Origin of the sequence: Shouchella hunanensis, assembly GCF_028735875.1 — a bacterium.
Taxonomy (GTDB): Bacteria; Bacillota; Bacilli; order Bacillales; family Bacillaceae_D; genus Shouchella; species Shouchella hunanensis.
Window position 1 is genome coordinate 3,058,577 of record NZ_CP117834.1, and the last position, 18,364, is coordinate 3,076,940.

Here is an 18,364-nt window from a genome sequence, read left to right on the forward strand (position 1 = left end):
ATTCATAAACTGTGCGGTAAATGTGACATAAGAAAAACCCTAATGAGGGTTAGGGTCAGTTCTCTTTTACAGTCCAATGATCCCAAACATCAACTTCTCGTAAAAGCATGCTATTTAATTTTATTGCCATTGCTTCAGCTTCATTGTATGTATTGAAATACCTGGGCTGCTTGCCACTCATAAGAGTATGTGTATTGCCGTTTATGTTACGGCTGAGAACAAACATGTGATCCCTCCTATACTATTATTTTTATCACAGTATAGAGCTAAAGGGCAAATTGAAAGTATTGTAAACGAATTAAGTCAGTAGTATGACCAAACGAAGTCCACAAACTGTAGGGGAGGAACTTATGATGAGAATGGAACAATTGGAAATTATAGATTACGTAATTAATAGAGGTGGAAACCTATTAGACTCTGTATTGGAGCTAATTGGAGGTTATGAAAGCATTTCTCAAAAAATCAATGATAATTTCTACGTGCTCACATATGAAGAGCAGTTAGAAGTAGTGAGGGTAATTATGCTAAGAGGGTTGGGCAGAGTAGAAGAATAAAGCGCAGTATGACCAAACGAAGTCCATAAACTGTAGGGGAGATGTGGAAATGGAAAATGTAATTCAATTTATGCAAAGTTTATTTGATGACATGGACGACATACATTGGCACATTGTAGGAATGGCAGATTACGAAGAAGTGGAAGAAGACGGATTGTTTTATGCAAAAGTGAAGGATTATGGAGAGTATGAAAAGCAAGACAAAATCTATATTCAGCAAACAACTGGTTATTCAGGTGATGATTATTCAGGAACGATAATTAAACCAATAACCGATTCCAAAGCCTTAGTAGTTCAATTTAGTTGCTAGCGCAGTATGACCAAACAGCTATAATAAAAAGCCCCTTATTAGGGGCAAGTCTCTTAAGGTCTTTCTAGACAATATTCTTCTTTAGGACAAGCATTAGCATCAGCTGATGGCAAAGATGCAGATATTCCTGCGATAACAACTAGAGCAATAAAAAATTTTTTCATAGTAATATTCCCCTTTTCTAATAAATGATTAGTTTTAATGTGGACAGAGTTGCCAATTAGGTGAATTGTTCGGACAAGCAAATGCTGTTGAAGGTGAGCTGAATGAAACGATTGCTATTACAGTGAAAGCGGCAAGAACAATTTTTTTCATATTAATTACCTCCTTTAACAATTTTTGTTGAACAATTAAACTATACATTCTTTTCTGAAAACTTACAACGAGATGTAACATATTATCACACGATTTATCAATTTTAAAAGCAATTTCGACAATCAAACAGCGATAAGGAGGATTTAACATGACAGATAAACAATTATGGGGCGTCTGTTTTGCAGATGAAGACGGTGCCTTACACATACAAGAGACGAACTATAACGATAAGAAAGTTGCTTTAGTGTTTGATGATTATGACAGAGCGTTACACGAAGCGTTCCAGTGGTCGCATGAAAACCAAGCAGAGTATTTAGTGCAGCCTGTATATCTAAAGCCCGGAGATACCCGGAGTTACTAAACAATTAGGCTAATCATAGCTCCTGCCGAGCGAATTACATCATGTTCGGCAAGAGCACGTTCATAAATAAGAAGTAACCTAAGATACCAATGGATAAGCCTACTGCAAAAGTAATGATTGCTTTCAGTTTTGTTGACATTTTCCAATCACCTCTTGCACAAGGGTAACATAAAAAAGGCTACTGCCACTAGGAGGATAAGCAATGGAAAGCAAAACGTTTGAGGCTAATCATGATCTTGCCATTATAGTAAACAGTCGTAAATCCGCCGTCATTCTAGAACTAGCAACAAAGGAATCGGAAGAAGCATATGGATTTAACTTTTACTTCACTAAAGAGTTATTTAATGATTTTGTTGCTTACATTAAGCGTGTCTCATTGTTGGCATGGCCTTCAATTGTTCCAAGAGAAGCAGATAGCATGGGTTCGGACTATTACGAGTATTACGATAGAGAATTGGACAATAACGGTTACCTTCGAATACTAACCAACGGATTATATATCGAAAGACCTGACAACGATTATCAGAGGCTATACAAGTTCAATAAAAAGAAAATGGAATCGTTCTTGTACGATCTTGAAAAGGAAGCAGAAAAGCCAATTCCACTAGGGGGATAAGTATGGAAATAAATCGCAGACGCAAACGAGCCATTGAAAAGGAACGCGTTACAATGGAACGCTACGAGGATTGGAAAGAGTGGGTTCTAATGACTGGTGGCACTTTGTACAAAGGTAAAGACGGAAGGATTCATGGTGTGCATTACGGTAACTGATGCTGCCTATATAGGAGGGGGAACGGAATGGATAACATTATAAATCGAATCCATCACATGGACTGCTTAGAGGGGATGAAATTAATCCCTGACAAGTCCATTGACATGATTCTCTGCGATTTGCCTTATGGCACAACTCAAAACAAATGGGATTCGGTTATCCCTGTTGAAACTCTGTGGAAAGAGTACAAAAGATTGATAAAAGATAACGGGGCAATCATATTAACTGCAGTCAAACCTTTTTCATCCCTGCTTATAAGTGGCAATCCGAAAATGTATCGGTACGACATTATTTGGAGAAAGAACAAAAGTACAGGCTTTCTGAATGCAAAGAAAATGCCATTACGAAGTCATGAAGAGATATTGGTCTTTTACAAAAAGCTACCTTCATACAATCCTCAGAAAACCATTGGACATAGACCGGTAAACAGCTTCACAAAGAATACTAGTGACGGAACCAACTATGGACAAACAACTATAGGGATTTCTGGTGGTGGACAGACTGATAGATACCCTACAAGCGTTTGGGATATCAGTGTCATAAACAATGATGATCCTGAAAAGACTCACCCTACTCAAAAGCCAGTAGAACTATTTAGTAAGTTAATAAAAACCTATACTGCAGAAGATGATGTTGTCTTAGATAACTGCATGGGTAGTGGGACTACTGCAGTTGCGGCATTGGAAACGAATAGAAAATTCATCGGTTTTGAAATAGAAAAAGAATATGTAGATTTAGCTAACGAGAGGTTAAATAGATTGGCTACTACTGTATAGGAGGAATCACTATGAGCGAAATATTAGGCATTGAATCAGGAAGATACATGGATGATGAGTGTTACTTTGTTGGGAAGTTAGCTAACGGTAAGAGTGGTTTAATTGTCACAGCTATATTAGATAAAGGGATCGAGTATGAAGATGCTATTTATACTCAATACGACATCTATGTTAACGATCAGTTGTACAAGTCGTGGGTGAATGTGCCAGTGAAACTAAGTTACTTTCAGGTATAGGAGGAAGAGGGATGGCTTTTAAGCGTAAGCGATTGAGGAATGAAGATGGATCAATTAACCACAAGCCAGTCAAATGTTATTTCTGTGGTGAAATCAAGGCTCTATGGTCTCTACACGGTGGATATAGTCATTACAGTGGAGGTAAGCGTTGTTGTGATGATTGTTATCCAAAAGTCCTAGAGCTACGGAGAAAAGAGGAGAAACGATCATCAAGTGAAATGAGCGAAGGTGATTATCAAAGTTGGGGCAAACTCTAACGCTCCCCTCTGTGGGGAGTATCAACATTAGAGAACGAAAGTAGTTAGTAAGGCAACTATAAGTGCAACGGCAATTAACAAGCCTAAATAGGTTAGCGGTTTCATATTAACACCTCTTAATTTGTGGATGAATTATTACTGCTGTTTTCTTTAGTTTCTTGATTTTTAAAAAATCTTGGAAAAAGAAATACCCATGTAATGAATAGTCCACTGGCTAGGATAAGCGTATTTAACCATTTTGTTTCATCGTTAATAAAATAACCCATTGCAAAGTAAACGCTGCCACATAAGAGAGCCATTGTAAGTGCATAAGTCCATTTGTTAAAACGATCCATCGAATTCCTCCTGAATTTGGTTAACTAGAGTATCAAAATATTAATATAGCTATGAGAGTGCCTAAAAATCCTCCAAGTATCCAAAGGAATATATCCTTCTTGTTGCGGGACGGTTTCTTATCATTATTGGTATTCATAAGTAGACCTCCAATAAGTTTAATCAGTCTAAGTTGAACGGCTCCGAAAGATTGTAATAACAAAATTCATCAGGACGACAAACGCTAGAGCTGACATTAATACAGGGTTATTAAATACAGATGTCCCATTAAAGGTGAGCAATATAATTAAAATACCTGCAACTGTGATAAAAGTAGTGACTGAGGTTTTTATTAATGCATCTTTCATTTTAATTACCCCCATTTCTATAGATACATCTAGAAGTTAAGGTCTAATGAATGCTTCTAATTCATTACCCTTGGAGAGCGTACCAAAACATGGATTTTTGTTGATCTAAAATCGAACATACGTACTTAACTCATCACGAACATACATAAGATCAAATAAAAAGGAGCTGATCACATTACCGTGCGCGCCCCTCCTTCCAGTTAATATGCGACATGTGCGACTGGAATAAATGATTATTATTTGCTTTTGTCAACTGGCTCTAACACGAATAGATCGCCAATTTGACAGTCCAAAACCACACATAGGTCAGCTATTGTGTCGTAGTGGATTTGATTATTTTCGTTCTTATAAAAACGGTCTAAGGTTCTTCTTGCAACTGGTCTCCCGATCTCTTCAAGCATTCGTTGAAGTTCGGCGATAGACCTAATGTTTCTTTCGGCCATCAAAATAGAAAGTCTATTTTTAACTTCCAAAGTAATCAGCTCCTTTTAATAACATAGTGCAAGTTCTTTTCTATATGATATCACTTTTTCTTTAATAAATGCAAATAAATTATAACATGTTAGTACAAAGTGACTTTAGTACTATATCATAAATTATTAACATGTTATAAAATAATTATAACAAGTTGTAAAGGAGGGGTTGCCTTGCATCGAAAACAGCTTGTGGTGAAACATCGACTTAGAGAGTTGATGCACGTTCACAACATACCAAGTGTTCAGGAGTTAAGCAGGCGCACTGGCATTTATTATGCAACGTTACTTAATTTCTACAACAACAAGTTCAATACATTCAATAATCGAATTGTTGCCACGCTATGCGAGTTTTTCAAGTGTGAAATTGATGATTTGATTTACTTGGATGAAAAGGAGTTGTGCGGCGCTTGATGTTAAAGGGAGCGGTTACTACGGGAAGACAAGGCAAAGATTAAGCCGCTCTTAAGCCTATCAGGTAATAAAGAGCGGTAAATCGATGCAATTAATTTAAGGAGTGATCCAATGAATGGGTTAACCGTAATTGAGAGAGAAGGTCAAAGGGTTTTAATGACCATCCACCTTGCAGAGAATTTGGGATCTGATGTTAAAATCATTAACCGTAATTTCCAGAGAAATGCTTCGAGATACAAAGTTGGAAAGCATTACTTTGCTTTAACTGGTGAAGAACTAAGGGAATTCAAAGGGTCACGTCAATTTGACGCTAGCCTTAAATACACATCAGTTCTTCATCTATGGACAGAGAAAGGCGCATGGCTACATGCTAAATCTTTAAACACTGACGAAGCATGGGACGCTTACGAGGCTCTTGTAGACGACTACTACAGAGTTAAGCAGGAATCACTTGCGACTAATCAATTAAGCACTGAACTGCAAATGTTCAAGCAACTATGGGACGGAATGGCGAAAAAAGAATTAGAAGACGCAAGACGTGATGAAGAGCTTAAAGGTCTGAAAACGACAGTGACGGTCATACAAGATACGTTCCTGCATAATGAGGACGATTGGAGAGGTTCAATCAATAGAATGCTAAATGACGCTGTAAAGAGAACTGACGGCGATTATCAGCAAGTAAGGCGTATGAGTTATAGCAAACTTGAAGCTAGGGCTAGATGCGATCTTGGTATTCGATTGGACAACCTCAAGAAAAGACTTAAACAGAGCGGGGCAACTGCAACGAGAATCAATAAAGCAAGCAAGCTAGAAGTAATTGAATCGAATGACCGTTTAAGAGAGATCTACACAACGATTGTTAAAGAACTTTCAATCGGGAGTTTAGTTTAATGGGCACAAAAAAAGCCGCTGCGTCAACAGCGACTAGGTAATACCTGACATATGATCCTGTACTGCTATTATATCACGAAACACTTGATAGTAGTACAGGAACTTACCGGAAAAAGCTATTTATTTTTAGGGGGATAAAACGGTATGGCTTTCATCAGAGTTCATAAAAACCAAAATTATTCGGTCATATCCAACGTTGGTGTACGGGATGATCGGCTTTCATGGAAAGCGAGAGGGATTCTAGTTTATCTTCTCTCATTACCGGAGGATTGGAAAATATACGAAAGTGAAGTTGCTGAACATGCACCAGATGGCAGGACCTCGTTTAGAAGTGGAATGAAGGAGCTTCAAAAGTATGGATATCTTACTAAAGAGCGAGTCAACAGCGCTGGAGGTAAGTTCGAATATGTACACACAATTAGAGAAGAACCGTGTGCAGGTTTTCCGCATACGGTAAACCCGTCGACGGATAAACCGAATGCGGTTCAACCGAATACGGATAACGAGACACTACTAAGTACTGATGAACTAAGTACTGATCAACTAAATACTAATAGAACTAAAAAAGAGAATAAGGGCACCACTCACCAGAAGCCTAAGAAGAAAGTGTATATGGATTTTGTGAAGTTAACAGATGAAGAGTACAGCAAGCTTCTAGAGACATACGGGCAACAGGCGACAGACAAGCTTCTGGACAACCTAAATAACTATATTGGTAGCAAAGGCGATAAATACAAGAGTCATTACTTCACTATCCTTAATTGGGCTAAGCGTGATGGAGTGAGGAAAGGAGCTGTAAATGCAAAGTCTCAAAAGCAAGATGCCGAGAGGTATAACCTTCCTTTCTGATAAGTGCCAAATACACGATGTTGAAATTATGGAGGTACATGGACAAGCTATTTGTTACAAGTGTGGTCTTGAATGGGAAGAAGCGCACCTAATGAATAAAGTACGCGACGATTACTACCGGGCGAAGGATCGAGAAAAGTACAACATGCTTGAACGGCATAGCCTTCTACCTGATCCATCGTTAAAACAAGCAACCTTTGAAACTTTCGTTCCTCAATGTTCAGAGGAAATTGCTAATAAAGAACTGGCATTGGACTGTGTTAGGAGAATTAGAGGTGGGGATGCTTTCAACGTTATTTTTCAAGGCATACAAGGAACGGGTAAAAGCCATTTGGCACATAGCATGTTAAAAGAATTGAACGAGACAACGGGTTTTAAAACATCAAGCCTGTTCGTCAGCATTGAGGACATGCTTCGAAAGATTAAAGGATCATTCAGCGACAAGAATAGCAAGTATACAGAGGATTATCTAGTGAATTTGCTATCAAAACCCGATCATCTTGTATTGGATGACTTAGGTGCCGAGACTGGCGCAATTGATTCAGATAAGTCAGCGACGGATTTTGTGCAGCGTATTCTTTACGCAATCACCACTTATAGGCAAGGGAAAGTGACGATCCTAACGACAAACCTTTCAGGCAAATCACTGTTTAAGGTGTATGACCAAAAACTAGTGTCTCGACTATTAAACAGACCAAAATACATCGTGTTTAAAGAAGCGGAAGACAAGCGAATATCAAACATTCCATTTTAGGAGGCATAAACCATGAAAATTAAAGAAGAAAAAAGTGAAAAAGTCATTGATCTCATCTCAGGTATGAAGGCATATGAATGGGCGCAAATAAAACAGAAAGTGGACATGCTTTACAGTTCAAGAGCCGCCAAAGTAGAGTTTGACGACTCAGAAGCATTGCGAAGAAATCTTAAGAGTGGAGTTTAAGACCTCTTAATTTGAATGAACATCGGATGGATACGATATTCAGCCCCTTTGAAGTAGATATTCACATAGTCTTGTTGATACATCGTATGTTCTTGATCTTTGTCGATTGGACTGTAAACTTCTGCTCCTTCTTCCCACCAAATATACGGGTTAGAGTGGTTTCCGCCGATTCTACTTTCTGGGTCATCGCCGAGGTTAACCCATTCGCCACAAAGGCAAGCATAAACATGAGTAGCTATAAAAAACACCTCCTTCCAAATTACATTATTCGACACTGGGAAGGAGAAATCCTTGGAGGAGTAAACCATGTGTAAATGTACAATAGGTAAAAACATACCAGGGGGATGGTTAATAACCCCCTGCACCTGTAGCGAGTCAGATTACAAATATCAGCATTATCAAACTGTGACACGACCAAGACGGATGAAACAACTAGCAGAATTGGAGGCGAGGCTTCGTGAACAAGAACGAATCGCACATGCTTAATAAAACGTGGGCTGAACAAAAGATTAGCTTAAAAGAGGGCGCTTATGTAGCCGGTATTCAGTTCAACTATATCTGGACCAGCTGGGAGAAAGCAGAATTTAAACGACTTTGGAAAGCGGATAAAGGGTTAATGTTCATAGCTAACTTCTTTGATCGACGTTGGGAAGAGGTATTGGTGCTAGCGGCAGACTTAGTTGATCGAGGCGAGTTAAAAGCGAGAGAGCGAGCGTTCTTCCAATGAGACAAATTCATGGGAAGTGGTTCGATATAGATCAAGCCTTCGTTGAGTACGAAAAGTACATTGCTAAAGCTGTAAGAAAACGATCTAAACAAGCTAAATTTTATGGATTAGAATACGAAGACCTTTACAACATCGGAGCTATAGGATTCGTAAAAGCTTATAAAAATTTCGATGAGTCCAAGGGAACACCGTTTGAAGCGCATGTATACAAGAATGCCGAGTTTGAGATATTGCGAGCGTTTAGAGACTCGAATCAATATGTGCATGTGCCGGTGAGTGTTAAAGATTGCATACAGAAGATTAAGAATATAAATAATTTTGAAAGTATGGATATGGATGAACTCAAAAATGCCACTGGTGATACAGCATACACCATTGAACAAGCGTTGAACTGTATCAAACAAATTATAGTACCCGGAAACAAGAAAATAGGATCGGATTCTTCTCAAGATCAAGAGCTAATGGAAGTACTCGCCCCAAGTATTGAAGATGATTCAGATATGATCGTCGAAGACTTCTTTTCGAAACTAAAGCCAAGAGACTTAGAGATATTAAAGCTCTATATGGGTGATATGAAACAAAGTGATATTGCTGAGATATTCGGACTTTCACAAATACAGATAAGTCGAATACTTCGAAAAAAGATAGCGAAATCGTGGCAAGAATACGCGGAGGTATGATGATGCAAGACCTATCGCAACAACCAGTGAGGGCAGTCGCTAAACCAAAGCATAAGAGGCGGACAAGGCAGAGGGTCAACAGAGGGAAGTTCTCAGAGTTAATACGCCAGCAGATAAAGGAGTACTTCCAAAACACTTGCCAAGAGTGCAATGGGAAAGGTGATCACATTCACCATGTTAAGCCAAAAGGCAGCGGAAGCGGACGAGGAGTGTTTACAAACGGTCTGCTCCTCTGCAACACTTGCCACATGCAAATGCACGCTGAGTTAAGCCAAGCGAGGCTAAAGCATTGGCAATCAGAGTTTGAATTTATGTACGGACCTTACTACTACATGGATAGCGAGGATTTAAAAGCTCTATGAAGAGTATCCATAAACTCCGCCGTAATAAAAAAATCTATCATAAGAGAGATTTGGACATAATTATGTCAGTTTGTTTTTCGTCACCCATAAAGAATGAATGACTTCCCGTTTGCGAGAATCCCATTTTTTGATAGAAGGCAATTGCATTATCATTTTCTTCCCAAACACCTAGCCAAACACTATGTTTGTTCTTATCTAAAGCAGAATTAATAGCAAAATTAAAGAGGTGTTTTCCGAGTCCATGTTTTTGAAAATTTTTCTTGATATAGATTCTTTCAATTTCGAGAGAGTCATTATCCATTGTTTCTGATTGAGCGTCTTCCGTATTGATTTTTAAATAACCTGCAAGCTTGTTTTCATAAAAGAGAAAGTAAAAAGTTGAGAATTTATTAGACATTTCTTCGTTTAATTTTTCGAGAGTAAACGCCTTATTCAAATAGTCTTCCATGTTTTCAGGAGAATTTTGCTGTTTGAATGTATCGTTAAATGTTTCAATGCTTAATTCTTGAAGTTTTTGTAAATCATTTGATGTACATTCTTTTATAATTACTGACATTAAATATGCAACTCCCAGTTTCATTGAATTTTAAGTAAAAAGTTACATTTATTCAATCATAATATTGTTGTATTTGCAACAATAGGGGAAGATTTTTTAGCAGACAGTATGACCAAAATACCGGGCAGGGTGAGAAAGCCTCTGTCCGATTGGGAGGGTGTCAAATGTTAACCATCAATCACCGAGCAGGTTATGCAACGATAACCGATGATATAGAGATTATTGCAAGGATCTATCCGTACAAAGACAGTCTGTTTGTAAAAAGCGTAAATAGTGGAAGAGATTACACGGTAAACAGCGAGTCGGAAGCGCTGGCCGTTATAAACAAGGAGCGGGTATAGATGCTAAATAGAGTAGTTTTGGTGGGTCGCCTAACACGCGATCCTGAGCTTAAATTCTTAGGAGATGGAACTGCGGTAGCTAACTTTACACTTGCAGTTAATCGACCATTTAAGAATGGCGAAGGTAAGCAAGATGCAGATTTCATAAATTGTGTGGTTTGGAGAAAACCAGCAGAGAACGTAGCTAACTTTTTGAAGAAAGGAAGCCTAGCGGGTGTGGATGGCAGAATACAGACGCGCAGCTACGACAACAACGAGGGGAGGAGGGTTTTTGTGACTGAGGTAGTCGCAGAGTCGGTGCAGTTCCTAGAGCCGAGGAATAGCCAAAATAACACACAAGGAAGTAATCAAGGCGGTAACAGTGGTTTTAGCAACGATCCTTTCAGCAACGATGAATCCATTGATATAAGTTCGGATGATTTGCCGTTCTAAGACCTCTAAAAATAAGAGGCCACTGTAAAGTAAGCATAAACAAACGCATAACCAGCTAGAAAACTAATAGTAAGTTTTAAAATTCCTTTGTCTTTGGAGAACATAAGAACCTCCTTGATAAAAATTTAAAGCATTTCATAAAAAATAAAGAACACTGAACAGAACAACGTAAGGCTAGCACCGATGAACAAAGAAACTGCTGTCCTCTTACGCATTTCGAGAAAAGTAATACTCAATATTGCCATGCTAGATAATAAAGCGACGATTACTAGAAGAGTAGCCATAATACACCCCCACATTAATTCTAGAGGGAAAAGGAAATTATTTCAAGGAGGCGCTTATGAATCTAACAAAGCTGTTTCAATTACAAGGCTATTAATGGCTAAACCTAGATGGTCTGATGCGGTATGGGAGCAGAGAGAGGGTCCTGCTCCTGAGCCGGAGGCTAGGAAGAGGCATGGACGGTGTGAGTGTGGTGATGGAAGATTCAAGCTGAGAGTGGCAAAAAGCGAGTGGACAAGAACCTGCAAGGGATGCGGAGAGGAGCAAGAAGTGTGATCCATTTACCAAAGATATTTATTAGCTCATTTATGTTACTAGCAGCAGTGATTGTATCTTGTTCCATTGCTCTTGCTCTAATGGGGAGAGAGGAGCGGAGCAATGGCAAAGATCAAAAGCAGAAAGACAAGCTTTTATGGAAATGAATTTGATTCTAAAGCAGAAGGTGAATTCTATCTCCTGCTAAGAGAAGACAAGAACGTAATAGATATAGAATTACAACCGCAGTACACGCTCTTGAGCGCCTTCTCAGTACCTTGTTACCGATGCGAGGGTAATGGCAAGGTCGAGAACAAAAAGACGCTCAGATTGAACAAATGCACGTTGTGTAGCGGCACAGGTAAGAGGATGCGCCAACCATGGAAATATACAGCGGACTTTAGGGTGACTTATAAAGATGGGAAAGAGGAGGTCATTGACGTAAAAGGCTACGCAAATGAGCGCTTTCCACTCGTTAAGAAGATGTTTGAGAGCGTAATGGGCATAGAGCTGGTTGTCTGGCAAAAGAACAATAAAAAGGGGTGGGTGAGGAAATGAAGTTTAGGAAAAAACCTGTTGTAATAGAGGCATTTAAATATGGAATTGACGACATACCCGACTGGTTTATGAACGAAGTGAAGAAAGATAATATACAAATTTACGATGATGATTTAGGCAAAAGATGCTTAATAAAAACGTTGGAAGGAAAAATGGCAGGGGGATACAGTTATTACATTATACGAGGCGTGAACGGCGAGATATATCCTTGCAAGCCTGATATCTTTGAAAAGACGTATGAGGCTGTAGCGGAAACTAGTGAGTGATTTACAAAGCGTCATCCAGTCAATGCGAGAGGTGCAGCAGAGGCTAGATGTGACCAGTAAGAAGATCTTTAATCTAGCGAAAGATAAGTCAGAAACGGAAAAAGCATACAAGATTGCGTTAAGGCAGGAGATCTTGAGGTTAAAAGATGATCAAAAGTACCCGGCTACACTCATTCTTGAATTAGCAAAGGGGCAAAAAGACATAGCAGAACTTCGTTTTAAGCGTGATATAGCTAGAGAAATGTATAAGGCAGGGCTAGACAGCATGAACAACACACGTACCGAAGCCAGCCTGTTACAAAGCATATTGAGGTGGCAGAACGATATGGGGAGCTGATCAAATGCAGGTGCTTATGTTTTGTGAGAAATGTGGAAGGCCTAAAAGGCTAACTGAATACGTGTTAAGACATTATATAACGAGGGCAGAACAGGTTTATTGCGACGATTGTCATCACAAAAATACCATTACAGCGAAATTAAAGCGATACGCCATGCAAGTCAAAAATCAAAAACAGTAGAGGAGCGATATTATGGGAGCGGAAAAATTGCAGAAAGCAACGTTTAAACATATAGAGGCAGAGCTATATCAGTATCCTAATACTGTTAAGGAGATCAAGAAGAGACGAATGGAGTTGCTGTATCCGTACCTTGAAGAGGTAGACGAGAACCAAGGGCAGGGAGTCAATAGCGTACGATCCATTTCTAGACCAACGGAGCGCATGGCTACAAGGCTAACAGCAGATAAACGATTGAGGAATCTTGAAGAGATTGCAGAAGCCATTGAATCGGTTTACAACGACCTTAACGACAAACAAAAGGATTTTGTACGTATGAGGTATTGGAGTGGCAGAAACAACGCGTCCCCTGTAATGATTGCGATGGAGACAGATGTGAGCGAGCGAACGGTTCACAATTACAAGCGTAGGATTGTTGAAGCAATTGGAGAGCGAATAGGATGGATGTAAGCCTGTAGCTGATGCAGGCTTTTTACTTTTTGTAATAATTAAACAAAATCATACTTTAGAAACTTATTGCATGCTATTATTGAAAGAAATACTTATTATAGGTTGTGTTATATGTGCAATTACTACTAGGATGTTTAGGCTTAATAATTGGTGTAATTCTTCTGATTGTTGTTGCCATGTTTATAGGTGCAATTTTATTGTGGATTCTAAATGGAATTATGTTTTTAGGTACTTGGGGAGCGTTAATAGCTGGTATTTTCTTAATAGTTGTTATAGGACGCAATCTGATTATCAAGAATAAGACTGATTTAAAACAATTAATTGTCTGGGCCGTTGTTTTGTTTCTTGTTTTTGGTTTGGGAAGAGGGATTCAGCCTAAATTACATAATTACCTAACTACGAGTAAAGATGAAACAGAAGTTGAAACAGTCGTTGCAGATTCGAGCATTGATGAAATAGATGAGGAAGACCAATCACAACCAGAAATAACGGATATCGATAAAAAAAATGAAGATATGAAAGATGAGAATGATGATTCAGAGGAAGAAGAACAAGTAATAGAGGATGATACAGAAAAAGAAGATGAGGAAATCGAAACAAATGAGCAGGATACAGAACTCATCCAGCGCATATCTGATAGGTTTGATCATTTCATGGAGACAGTTGATCTAGTTGAATCGATTAAATTTTCTACTTCAGGTGGTGAGATTAACACAAACCGCTATTACGTATTTATTATAAACGAAGTTAAAATGTATACAGAAGAAGAAAAGCTTTATCTCATAGAAGAGCTAGCGCCAGTTATTAAAGGCATAGTTGCTCACGAAAAAGGTGAGGAAGATTTTCCGTATGTATATTTTAGGTATGCAGATGATACAAAGTTTGCTGAGCCAAAAATATGGGGTGATGGATACAACATTAAAAAGTAATCAACTTGCAGTATAATTGCAGTTTTGAAGGATGAACTCGTTGTAATATGTAATTATGGGAGAATACCCAATACGATATAACTTATTCCTCACTCTGCATTGGGGCTAGAGGCGCAAACGGCGCACAAAGGCAGTATTGCCCACGCCTCACGCGGAGTGCAAATCTATAATATCACGTACCGTATGGCGGACAAACGCCAACAACATCAAACGACCTTTGTCTTGCTTACGCAAGCGTGAAAAAACCTCAATTTTTTTGATTAAATCTTTTGTTGTTCTCTTTGTTTATAGATTCATTTAAAAAAGGAGATGAACAATATGAAAGAATTGAAGTGGGAAAAAGAGGTTACCTACATTTTAGAGTATGAAGGTAACTCGCATGAAGAGGTACACTTCGTAAATGGTATCGATGGTCGTCGTTATACATCAAACGATGAGCGAATTTTAGAATCGTTACCTGGGCCGACGACGTTTGAAGCTACTGGTAATGAATTTCAAGTGATTAAACCAGAATTAGTTGCTGTTCGATTAGTCAGTGAAAATGAATATACAAAGGTAGAAGAATTACTGTATCATTTACCTGATGTTAATCGTTACCTTCAATGTGAATACCGTACTGAAGGGATTTATGGAAACTTCGGATTCCGTTTACTAGTATATTAATAAGATTTAAAGCGTGTATGAGCTTAATAGCCGTATGCGCTTTTTATAATAAAAAAAGCCCTTGGGGGCTCTTTAATAGTAATTAGCTGAACCGTATTCATCTGCTTCAATCATTGTACTAAACTCAAGTATATCGAGCACTCCATTATCTGGTGTTACTTCAACACCTAAGAAGCCATCTTGAGCTATCCAGACATCAAATGATTTATCATCAGTATCGTTAAAATAACCTTCTGCAATCATGAACTCAAACATTGTTTCATCAATATAGGTATTGTAGTCCATTCCTGTATAAATGATTTCCTGCATCTGACTTAAATCATAGTCCGACTCAGACCGTGACTCTTCATACGATTCAAATAACGCGTCGCTATCAATTGAATGATTAGGTTCTGTTTCGATTTTTTCAGTTGTGGGGTTACTGGGTTGGCCTTGATCTTGACTGGGGCTAGATGCATCTTGACTTGATGTGCTCTCGTTATCGGAACAAGCACCTAAAGCCAATACCGTAACCAAACTAACGGACATAATTATGTATTTCTTATTCAAAACTATCACTCCTCATATTATATAGCGGCTTTTACGATTGTTAATTCAATAAGGTTTCATAAGTAGTCGTCCTAACGGGCGTCTTTTTTTGTATTCCAAGCCTTACGGCATAGGAGAAAGAGTATGAAAAAAGTAAACATAAACGAATGTAAAAAGTGTATATGGCTGGTGAGGGTGAATGAACAGAAGGCAACGTGTCCATTTTTTGACTGCATGAAGCAAAAAAGGGAGTCGGTAAATCGGGATGGCCTCTGGTATAATAAAATCGGGGGGTGATGTTAATTAGAAAGAAATATGTTCTAATTTCGATATTGTTGTTGTTTGGAGCCCCAATTGGGGTTAATTATTTAGTAAGCTATAATTTTTTACCACATGTATATGGTAATGGTAGCCAATGGTTAAGCTTCTTTGGCAATTATTTAGGGGGAGCTATAAGCGCTGTCGTTGCCGCGGTTATAGCGTATTATGTAGCGAAAATGCAAGTTGACAGCAATTTAAAGCAAGACCGTAATAATAGAAATGAAAACAATAGAGCCTTTATCAGCACTACTTATGAAAAAAAAGAATGGAATTTAGGAGGAAGTCCTGGTAAAGATGATATGATTATTTTAACATTTGATTACGATTACATTGAGCAAATGGGTAATTATTCAAATGATTTTACCAATGTAACGACTTTTATTAGTATAAGTTTTATTGGGGATTCAAAAATCGTAAGAAATTGTAAGTTAACTTTGTTATCTACTGAGGATACAGTCTTTCCTGACAATGAATTTATAAAACGTTATTTTCATGGTAGGTCTTACTTCGAAGCTGGAGTTATGGAACTTGCTTTACCTGTCGCTAAGACAAATAATACAATCTACATACCATTAGTTCATAGAGTTGCTTCTTTTGAAGACAATAAAAAATTAGGTATCAGAGATCACAGACCATTGAATATTCATCAAATGACAGTAGAATACGAGACAATTAGTGGTGAAAAGTTAGAATTCTTTTACGATGTTAAACACAAAAGGCAATGTCATAATGTCGTAAAAAGTAATGGTGAAAAAAGACTTCTTTTTGAAGTTGAGATGGAAGATATTTCATTCAAGTACCCATCAAAAGTTATTGTTGAAAGAACAGAAGAATAATTAACACACACAAAGAGGATTACCTTACGAGGTGGTTCTCTTTATGTGTGTTAACTGTTACCAAGCCTCTGCTATAATCAAAGCAGGGGGCGATTAACATGACAGAAGAACTAGCAAATGAGATACTACAACAGCTTAGAGATGGAGAAATAAAGGAGTATCGAGTAGAGAAAAACGCGTTCAATGTGTTTAGGTTGGCATTAGTAGCTCAGGAAGACATGAAGAATTTTAGAGGGAACGCGCAGCATAAGGGTGCGATTATCTACACATATGAGCCGGGGTGGACGGCTTAGCAATGAACAAATTTTTGGCGATTTTATTATGGAGTCTATATCTAACGATTGTCTTTATTCATGTAGTTATTATTACAGCTATTATTTCGCTGTTTGATTTCAATTCTACAATTCTATCTGGTTTCATTGCTTTAATAGGTTCATTCGTTGGTGGCTCAATCACATTTTTAGGTGTGAAAATGACATTAGATCAAAATAGAAAACTTTCATTTAATGATAAAATAGCATTAAAATTATTTTTAGCAAGAGAGATTATGGAGCTTGTCAGAGCTGCTTCTTTAAATATCACCCAATTTAGCGATAGAGAAATATTAATAAAGCAGTTGGATTCTTGGGAAAAAGATATAAAACCGTTGATTATCGAACTTTGCAAAATATTACCTGAACATGATAACTTTTATAACGCCGCCATCACTTTTAATACAGAAAATAAACTTCTGAAATTAAAAGAAATACACGAAATAAGGGATACTCAAAAAAACAATTTAGATAAACTGTTTACAGAAGTGGAACTTGTTGTTGTTCAGTTAGAGAGAGAAAGAAAAGAGAATAAAATTAAATAACACATAAAAAGAGGACTACCTTACGAGGCAGTTCTCTTTTTGTTTGTTAGCGTTAATCTAGTGAATAGGATATTAGTTCGTAACTAGGGTTTTGCTCATCAAATATCATTTTATAAATGGGAATATTATTAGTAAATGCTATCTGAATTAATTCTTTTATATGTTCGTCAGAACAATTATAACCGCAATAGATTGCAGAGGGAATAGCTCTTCTAGATACAGAAACTTCTGTAGATACAGCCGAATTAATCAGTCTAACTTCTTTCTCGTATGACCAGGAAGAGTGTTTGACGCAGTTTAGAAATTGCGTTATCCAAGCGATAGGCATTAATTCGATTTGAACATTTTTGAAATAATCGTCAATAGATTTTTTCTTGTGATTTAAAAGATTTGTAATTGCCTTGTCCATCGCTTGTGTTATATCGATTCTGTCATCAGTATATTGAATGGTAAACAGGCAACCTCTAAATAAATCGTCGTTTTTCTTAGGTTCATATTCGACGCAAAAACCAGAATGATTGTTAGAATAATGAGCCCACATTGGCATATTATTAACACCAACTTTTGAGAAAGAGCATACTAATGCGTATTTTGCAAAATCGTCGATAATTGATCCGTTGAATCTTTTTAGTTCAGGATGCTTTGCCATCTCTTGTTTTTTATAAAAATAACCCCTACTGTCAAATGGATCATTGAGCTGACTCGCACAACTTAAAAAAACTTTATTATCTTGCAGAGTATTAAACTTTAATTGGTTCAAGTTATCATCTGAATTTAGAGAAATGTATTTGTAGATCTTTTCTGGAACATGAAGCCTAGTTATTGAGTAAAGCAAATTAGACATCTCTGTTAGGTTACTAGCTGAATTGAGTATCTTCGCAGCAAGGATATAATCCATTTCATTGCTTTTCTGGAATTGAGTCAGGTCAAACTGTTCCTCAGTCGTCATAATTTATTGCACTCCTTTATTGCTTACTAT

At 37.8% G+C, this 18,364-nt stretch carries 35 protein-coding genes; 28 read left to right on the forward strand and 7 right to left on the reverse strand.

Going from position 1 to position 18,364, the window contains the following annotated elements; translation table 11 throughout:
• Window positions 1-55 precede the first annotated feature (55 nt).
• Window positions 56-226 (reverse strand): hypothetical protein, encoded by a 171-nt coding sequence (locus PQ477_RS15615; protein ID WP_274272422.1) that lies wholly within the window; start codon window positions 224-226, stop codon window positions 56-58.
• 124 nt (window positions 227-350) lie between these two features.
• Here PQ477_RS15615 and PQ477_RS15620 point away from each other — a divergent pair, with 124 nt between their 5' ends.
• From PQ477_RS15620 to PQ477_RS15655, 8 genes are all read left to right on the forward strand, one after another.
• Complete coding sequence (locus PQ477_RS15620; RefSeq protein WP_274272423.1) at window positions 351-554, forward strand: hypothetical protein; 204 nt, start codon at window positions 351-353, stop codon at window positions 552-554.
• Between the two features lie 49 nt (window positions 555-603).
• A complete protein-coding gene (locus tag PQ477_RS15625) occupies window positions 604-864 on the forward strand; it encodes a hypothetical protein (protein ID WP_274272424.1) in 261 nt (86 codons plus the stop codon).
• A 463-nt stretch (window positions 865-1,327) separates the two neighbouring features.
• Window positions 1,328-1,540, forward strand: coding sequence for a hypothetical protein (locus tag PQ477_RS15630; protein WP_274272425.1), 213 nt, complete (start codon window positions 1,328-1,330; stop codon window positions 1,538-1,540).
• A gap of 202 nt (window positions 1,541-1,742) precedes the next feature.
• Window positions 1,743-2,156 (forward strand): hypothetical protein, encoded by a 414-nt coding sequence (locus PQ477_RS15635; RefSeq protein ID WP_274272426.1) that lies wholly within the window; start codon window positions 1,743-1,745, stop codon window positions 2,154-2,156.
• A 2-nt stretch (window positions 2,157-2,158) separates the two neighbouring features.
• A complete protein-coding gene (locus PQ477_RS15640; RefSeq protein ID WP_274272427.1) occupies window positions 2,159-2,311 on the forward strand; it encodes a hypothetical protein in 153 nt (50 codons plus the stop codon).
• Between the two features lie 27 nt (window positions 2,312-2,338).
• A complete protein-coding gene (locus PQ477_RS15645) occupies window positions 2,339-3,088 on the forward strand; it encodes a DNA-methyltransferase (protein ID WP_274272428.1) in 750 nt (249 codons plus the stop codon).
• 11 nt (window positions 3,089-3,099) lie between these two features.
• On the forward strand, window positions 3,100-3,324 hold the full coding sequence (locus tag PQ477_RS15650; RefSeq protein ID WP_274272429.1) for a hypothetical protein: 225 nt from the start codon (window positions 3,100-3,102) through the stop codon (window positions 3,322-3,324).
• Between the two features lie 45 nt (window positions 3,325-3,369).
• Window positions 3,370-3,504 carry a hypothetical protein gene (locus tag PQ477_RS15655; protein ID WP_274272430.1) on the forward strand — a complete coding sequence of 45 codons (135 nt, stop codon included), beginning with the start codon at window positions 3,370-3,372 and terminating at the stop codon, window positions 3,502-3,504.
• Window positions 3,505-3,697: 193 nt separating this feature from the next.
• Here PQ477_RS15655 and PQ477_RS15660 read toward each other — a convergent pair whose 3' ends face one another.
• Together PQ477_RS15660 and PQ477_RS15665 are read right to left on the reverse strand one after the other, a co-directional pair.
• Window positions 3,698-3,916, reverse strand: coding sequence for a hypothetical protein (locus PQ477_RS15660; protein WP_274272431.1), 219 nt, complete (start codon window positions 3,914-3,916; stop codon window positions 3,698-3,700).
• Between the two features lie 581 nt (window positions 3,917-4,497).
• Complete coding sequence (locus tag PQ477_RS15665; RefSeq protein ID WP_349775487.1) at window positions 4,498-4,734, reverse strand: helix-turn-helix domain-containing protein; 237 nt, start codon at window positions 4,732-4,734, stop codon at window positions 4,498-4,500.
• Between the two features lie 195 nt (window positions 4,735-4,929).
• Here PQ477_RS15665 and PQ477_RS20940 point away from each other — a divergent pair, with 195 nt between their 5' ends.
• The 5 genes from PQ477_RS20940 to PQ477_RS15685 all read left to right on the forward strand — a co-directional run bounded on the left by PQ477_RS20940 (window position 4,930) and on the right by PQ477_RS15685 (window position 7,828).
• Window positions 4,930-5,148 carry a helix-turn-helix domain-containing protein gene (locus tag PQ477_RS20940; RefSeq protein ID WP_432813905.1) on the forward strand — a complete coding sequence of 73 codons (219 nt, stop codon included), beginning with the start codon at window positions 4,930-4,932 and terminating at the stop codon, window positions 5,146-5,148.
• Window positions 5,149-5,259: 111 nt separating this feature from the next.
• Window positions 5,260-6,039 carry an ORF6N domain-containing protein gene (locus PQ477_RS15670; RefSeq protein WP_274272432.1) on the forward strand — a complete coding sequence of 260 codons (780 nt, stop codon included), beginning with the start codon at window positions 5,260-5,262 and terminating at the stop codon, window positions 6,037-6,039.
• 144 nt (window positions 6,040-6,183) lie between these two features.
• Window positions 6,184-6,888 carry a hypothetical protein gene (locus PQ477_RS15675; RefSeq protein WP_274272433.1) on the forward strand — a complete coding sequence of 235 codons (705 nt, stop codon included), beginning with the start codon at window positions 6,184-6,186 and terminating at the stop codon, window positions 6,886-6,888.
• Window positions 6,889-6,979: 91 nt separating this feature from the next.
• A complete protein-coding gene (locus PQ477_RS15680; protein WP_274272434.1) occupies window positions 6,980-7,642 on the forward strand; it encodes an ATP-binding protein in 663 nt (220 codons plus the stop codon).
• A gap of 12 nt (window positions 7,643-7,654) precedes the next feature.
• A complete protein-coding gene (locus tag PQ477_RS15685; protein ID WP_274272435.1) occupies window positions 7,655-7,828 on the forward strand; it encodes a hypothetical protein in 174 nt (57 codons plus the stop codon).
• Here the strand turns inward: PQ477_RS15685 and PQ477_RS15690 are convergent.
• Window positions 7,825-8,103 (reverse strand): hypothetical protein, encoded by a 279-nt coding sequence (locus PQ477_RS15690; protein WP_274272436.1) that lies wholly within the window; start codon window positions 8,101-8,103, stop codon window positions 7,825-7,827. The two genes, PQ477_RS15685 and PQ477_RS15690, sit on opposite strands and share 4 nt — an antisense overlap.
• A gap of 182 nt (window positions 8,104-8,285) precedes the next feature.
• Between PQ477_RS15690 and PQ477_RS15695 the strand changes: the two genes are divergently transcribed.
• From PQ477_RS15695 to PQ477_RS20945, 3 genes are read left to right on the forward strand one after another with little or no spacing between them, the layout of a single operon-like run.
• Window positions 8,286-8,555: a hypothetical protein gene (locus PQ477_RS15695; protein WP_274272437.1), complete on the forward strand. Its 270-nt coding sequence runs from the start codon at window positions 8,286-8,288 to the stop codon at window positions 8,553-8,555.
• Window positions 8,552-9,235, forward strand: coding sequence for a sigma-70 family RNA polymerase sigma factor (locus tag PQ477_RS15700; protein ID WP_274272438.1), 684 nt, complete (start codon window positions 8,552-8,554; stop codon window positions 9,233-9,235). Before PQ477_RS15695 ends, PQ477_RS15700 begins: the two co-directional genes overlap by 4 nt.
• A 2-nt stretch (window positions 9,236-9,237) precedes the next feature.
• Complete coding sequence (locus tag PQ477_RS20945) at window positions 9,238-9,597, forward strand: HNH endonuclease (protein ID WP_432813881.1); 360 nt, start codon at window positions 9,238-9,240, stop codon at window positions 9,595-9,597.
• Between the two features lie 37 nt (window positions 9,598-9,634).
• On the opposite strand, the gene paiA is transcribed toward PQ477_RS20945, so the two are convergent.
• The gene (gene paiA, locus PQ477_RS15705; protein WP_274272439.1) at window positions 9,635-10,153 is read right to left on the reverse strand and encodes a spermidine/spermine N(1)-acetyltransferase; all 519 of its coding nucleotides are present in this window, start codon (window positions 10,151-10,153) and stop codon (window positions 9,635-9,637) included.
• A 164-nt stretch (window positions 10,154-10,317) separates the two neighbouring features.
• Between paiA and PQ477_RS15710 the strand changes: the two genes are divergently transcribed.
• From PQ477_RS15710 to PQ477_RS15745, 9 genes are all read left to right on the forward strand, one after another.
• Window positions 10,318-10,494, forward strand: coding sequence for a hypothetical protein (locus PQ477_RS15710; RefSeq protein WP_274272440.1), 177 nt, complete (start codon window positions 10,318-10,320; stop codon window positions 10,492-10,494).
• Window positions 10,495-10,926 (forward strand): single-stranded DNA-binding protein, encoded by a 432-nt coding sequence (ssb, locus tag PQ477_RS15715; protein ID WP_274272441.1) that lies wholly within the window; start codon window positions 10,495-10,497, stop codon window positions 10,924-10,926.
• Window positions 10,927-11,304: 378 nt separating this feature from the next.
• Window positions 11,305-11,484, forward strand: a complete 180-nt coding sequence (locus tag PQ477_RS20975; RefSeq protein WP_490723220.1) for a DUF8096 family protein — start codon at window positions 11,305-11,307, stop codon at window positions 11,482-11,484.
• 102 nt (window positions 11,485-11,586) lie between these two features.
• Window positions 11,587-12,021: a DUF1064 domain-containing protein gene (locus PQ477_RS15720; protein ID WP_274272442.1), complete on the forward strand. Its 435-nt coding sequence runs from the start codon at window positions 11,587-11,589 to the stop codon at window positions 12,019-12,021.
• Entirely contained in the window at window positions 12,018-12,287 is a 270-nt protein-coding gene (locus PQ477_RS15725) for a hypothetical protein (RefSeq protein WP_274272443.1), read from the forward strand. The genes PQ477_RS15720 and PQ477_RS15725 overlap by 4 nt, the downstream gene beginning before the upstream one ends.
• Window positions 12,280-12,624: a hypothetical protein gene (locus PQ477_RS15730; RefSeq protein ID WP_274272444.1), complete on the forward strand. Its 345-nt coding sequence runs from the start codon at window positions 12,280-12,282 to the stop codon at window positions 12,622-12,624. The genes PQ477_RS15725 and PQ477_RS15730 overlap by 8 nt, the downstream gene beginning before the upstream one ends.
• Window positions 12,625-12,817: 193 nt before the next feature.
• Window positions 12,818-13,252, forward strand: coding sequence for a DUF722 domain-containing protein (locus tag PQ477_RS15735; protein ID WP_274272445.1), 435 nt, complete (start codon window positions 12,818-12,820; stop codon window positions 13,250-13,252).
• 113 nt (window positions 13,253-13,365) lie between these two features.
• Entirely contained in the window at window positions 13,366-14,181 is an 816-nt protein-coding gene (locus PQ477_RS15740; protein ID WP_274272446.1) for a hypothetical protein, read from the forward strand.
• Between the two features lie 318 nt (window positions 14,182-14,499).
• Window positions 14,500-14,844 carry a hypothetical protein gene (locus PQ477_RS15745; protein ID WP_274272447.1) on the forward strand — a complete coding sequence of 115 codons (345 nt, stop codon included), beginning with the start codon at window positions 14,500-14,502 and terminating at the stop codon, window positions 14,842-14,844.
• A gap of 72 nt (window positions 14,845-14,916) precedes the next feature.
• Here PQ477_RS15745 and PQ477_RS15750 read toward each other — a convergent pair whose 3' ends face one another.
• Window positions 14,917-15,393, reverse strand: a complete 477-nt coding sequence (locus PQ477_RS15750; protein WP_274272448.1) for a hypothetical protein — start codon at window positions 15,391-15,393, stop codon at window positions 14,917-14,919.
• Between the two features lie 275 nt (window positions 15,394-15,668).
• Here PQ477_RS15750 and PQ477_RS15755 point away from each other — a divergent pair, with 275 nt between their 5' ends.
• From PQ477_RS15755 to PQ477_RS15765, 3 genes are all read left to right on the forward strand, one after another.
• Window positions 15,669-16,529: a hypothetical protein gene (locus PQ477_RS15755; RefSeq protein ID WP_274272449.1), complete on the forward strand. Its 861-nt coding sequence runs from the start codon at window positions 15,669-15,671 to the stop codon at window positions 16,527-16,529.
• Between the two features lie 98 nt (window positions 16,530-16,627).
• On the forward strand, window positions 16,628-16,822 hold the full coding sequence (gene ykzS / locus PQ477_RS15760; protein WP_274272450.1) for a protein YkzS: 195 nt from the start codon (window positions 16,628-16,630) through the stop codon (window positions 16,820-16,822).
• Between the two features lie 2 nt (window positions 16,823-16,824).
• Window positions 16,825-17,385 (forward strand): hypothetical protein, encoded by a 561-nt coding sequence (locus PQ477_RS15765; protein WP_274272451.1) that lies wholly within the window; start codon window positions 16,825-16,827, stop codon window positions 17,383-17,385.
• A 52-nt stretch (window positions 17,386-17,437) separates the two neighbouring features.
• On the opposite strand, the gene PQ477_RS15770 is transcribed toward PQ477_RS15765, so the two are convergent.
• Window positions 17,438-18,334: a DUF2971 domain-containing protein gene (locus PQ477_RS15770; protein WP_274272452.1), complete on the reverse strand. Its 897-nt coding sequence runs from the start codon at window positions 18,332-18,334 to the stop codon at window positions 17,438-17,440.
• Window positions 18,335-18,364: the final 30 nt, after the last annotated feature.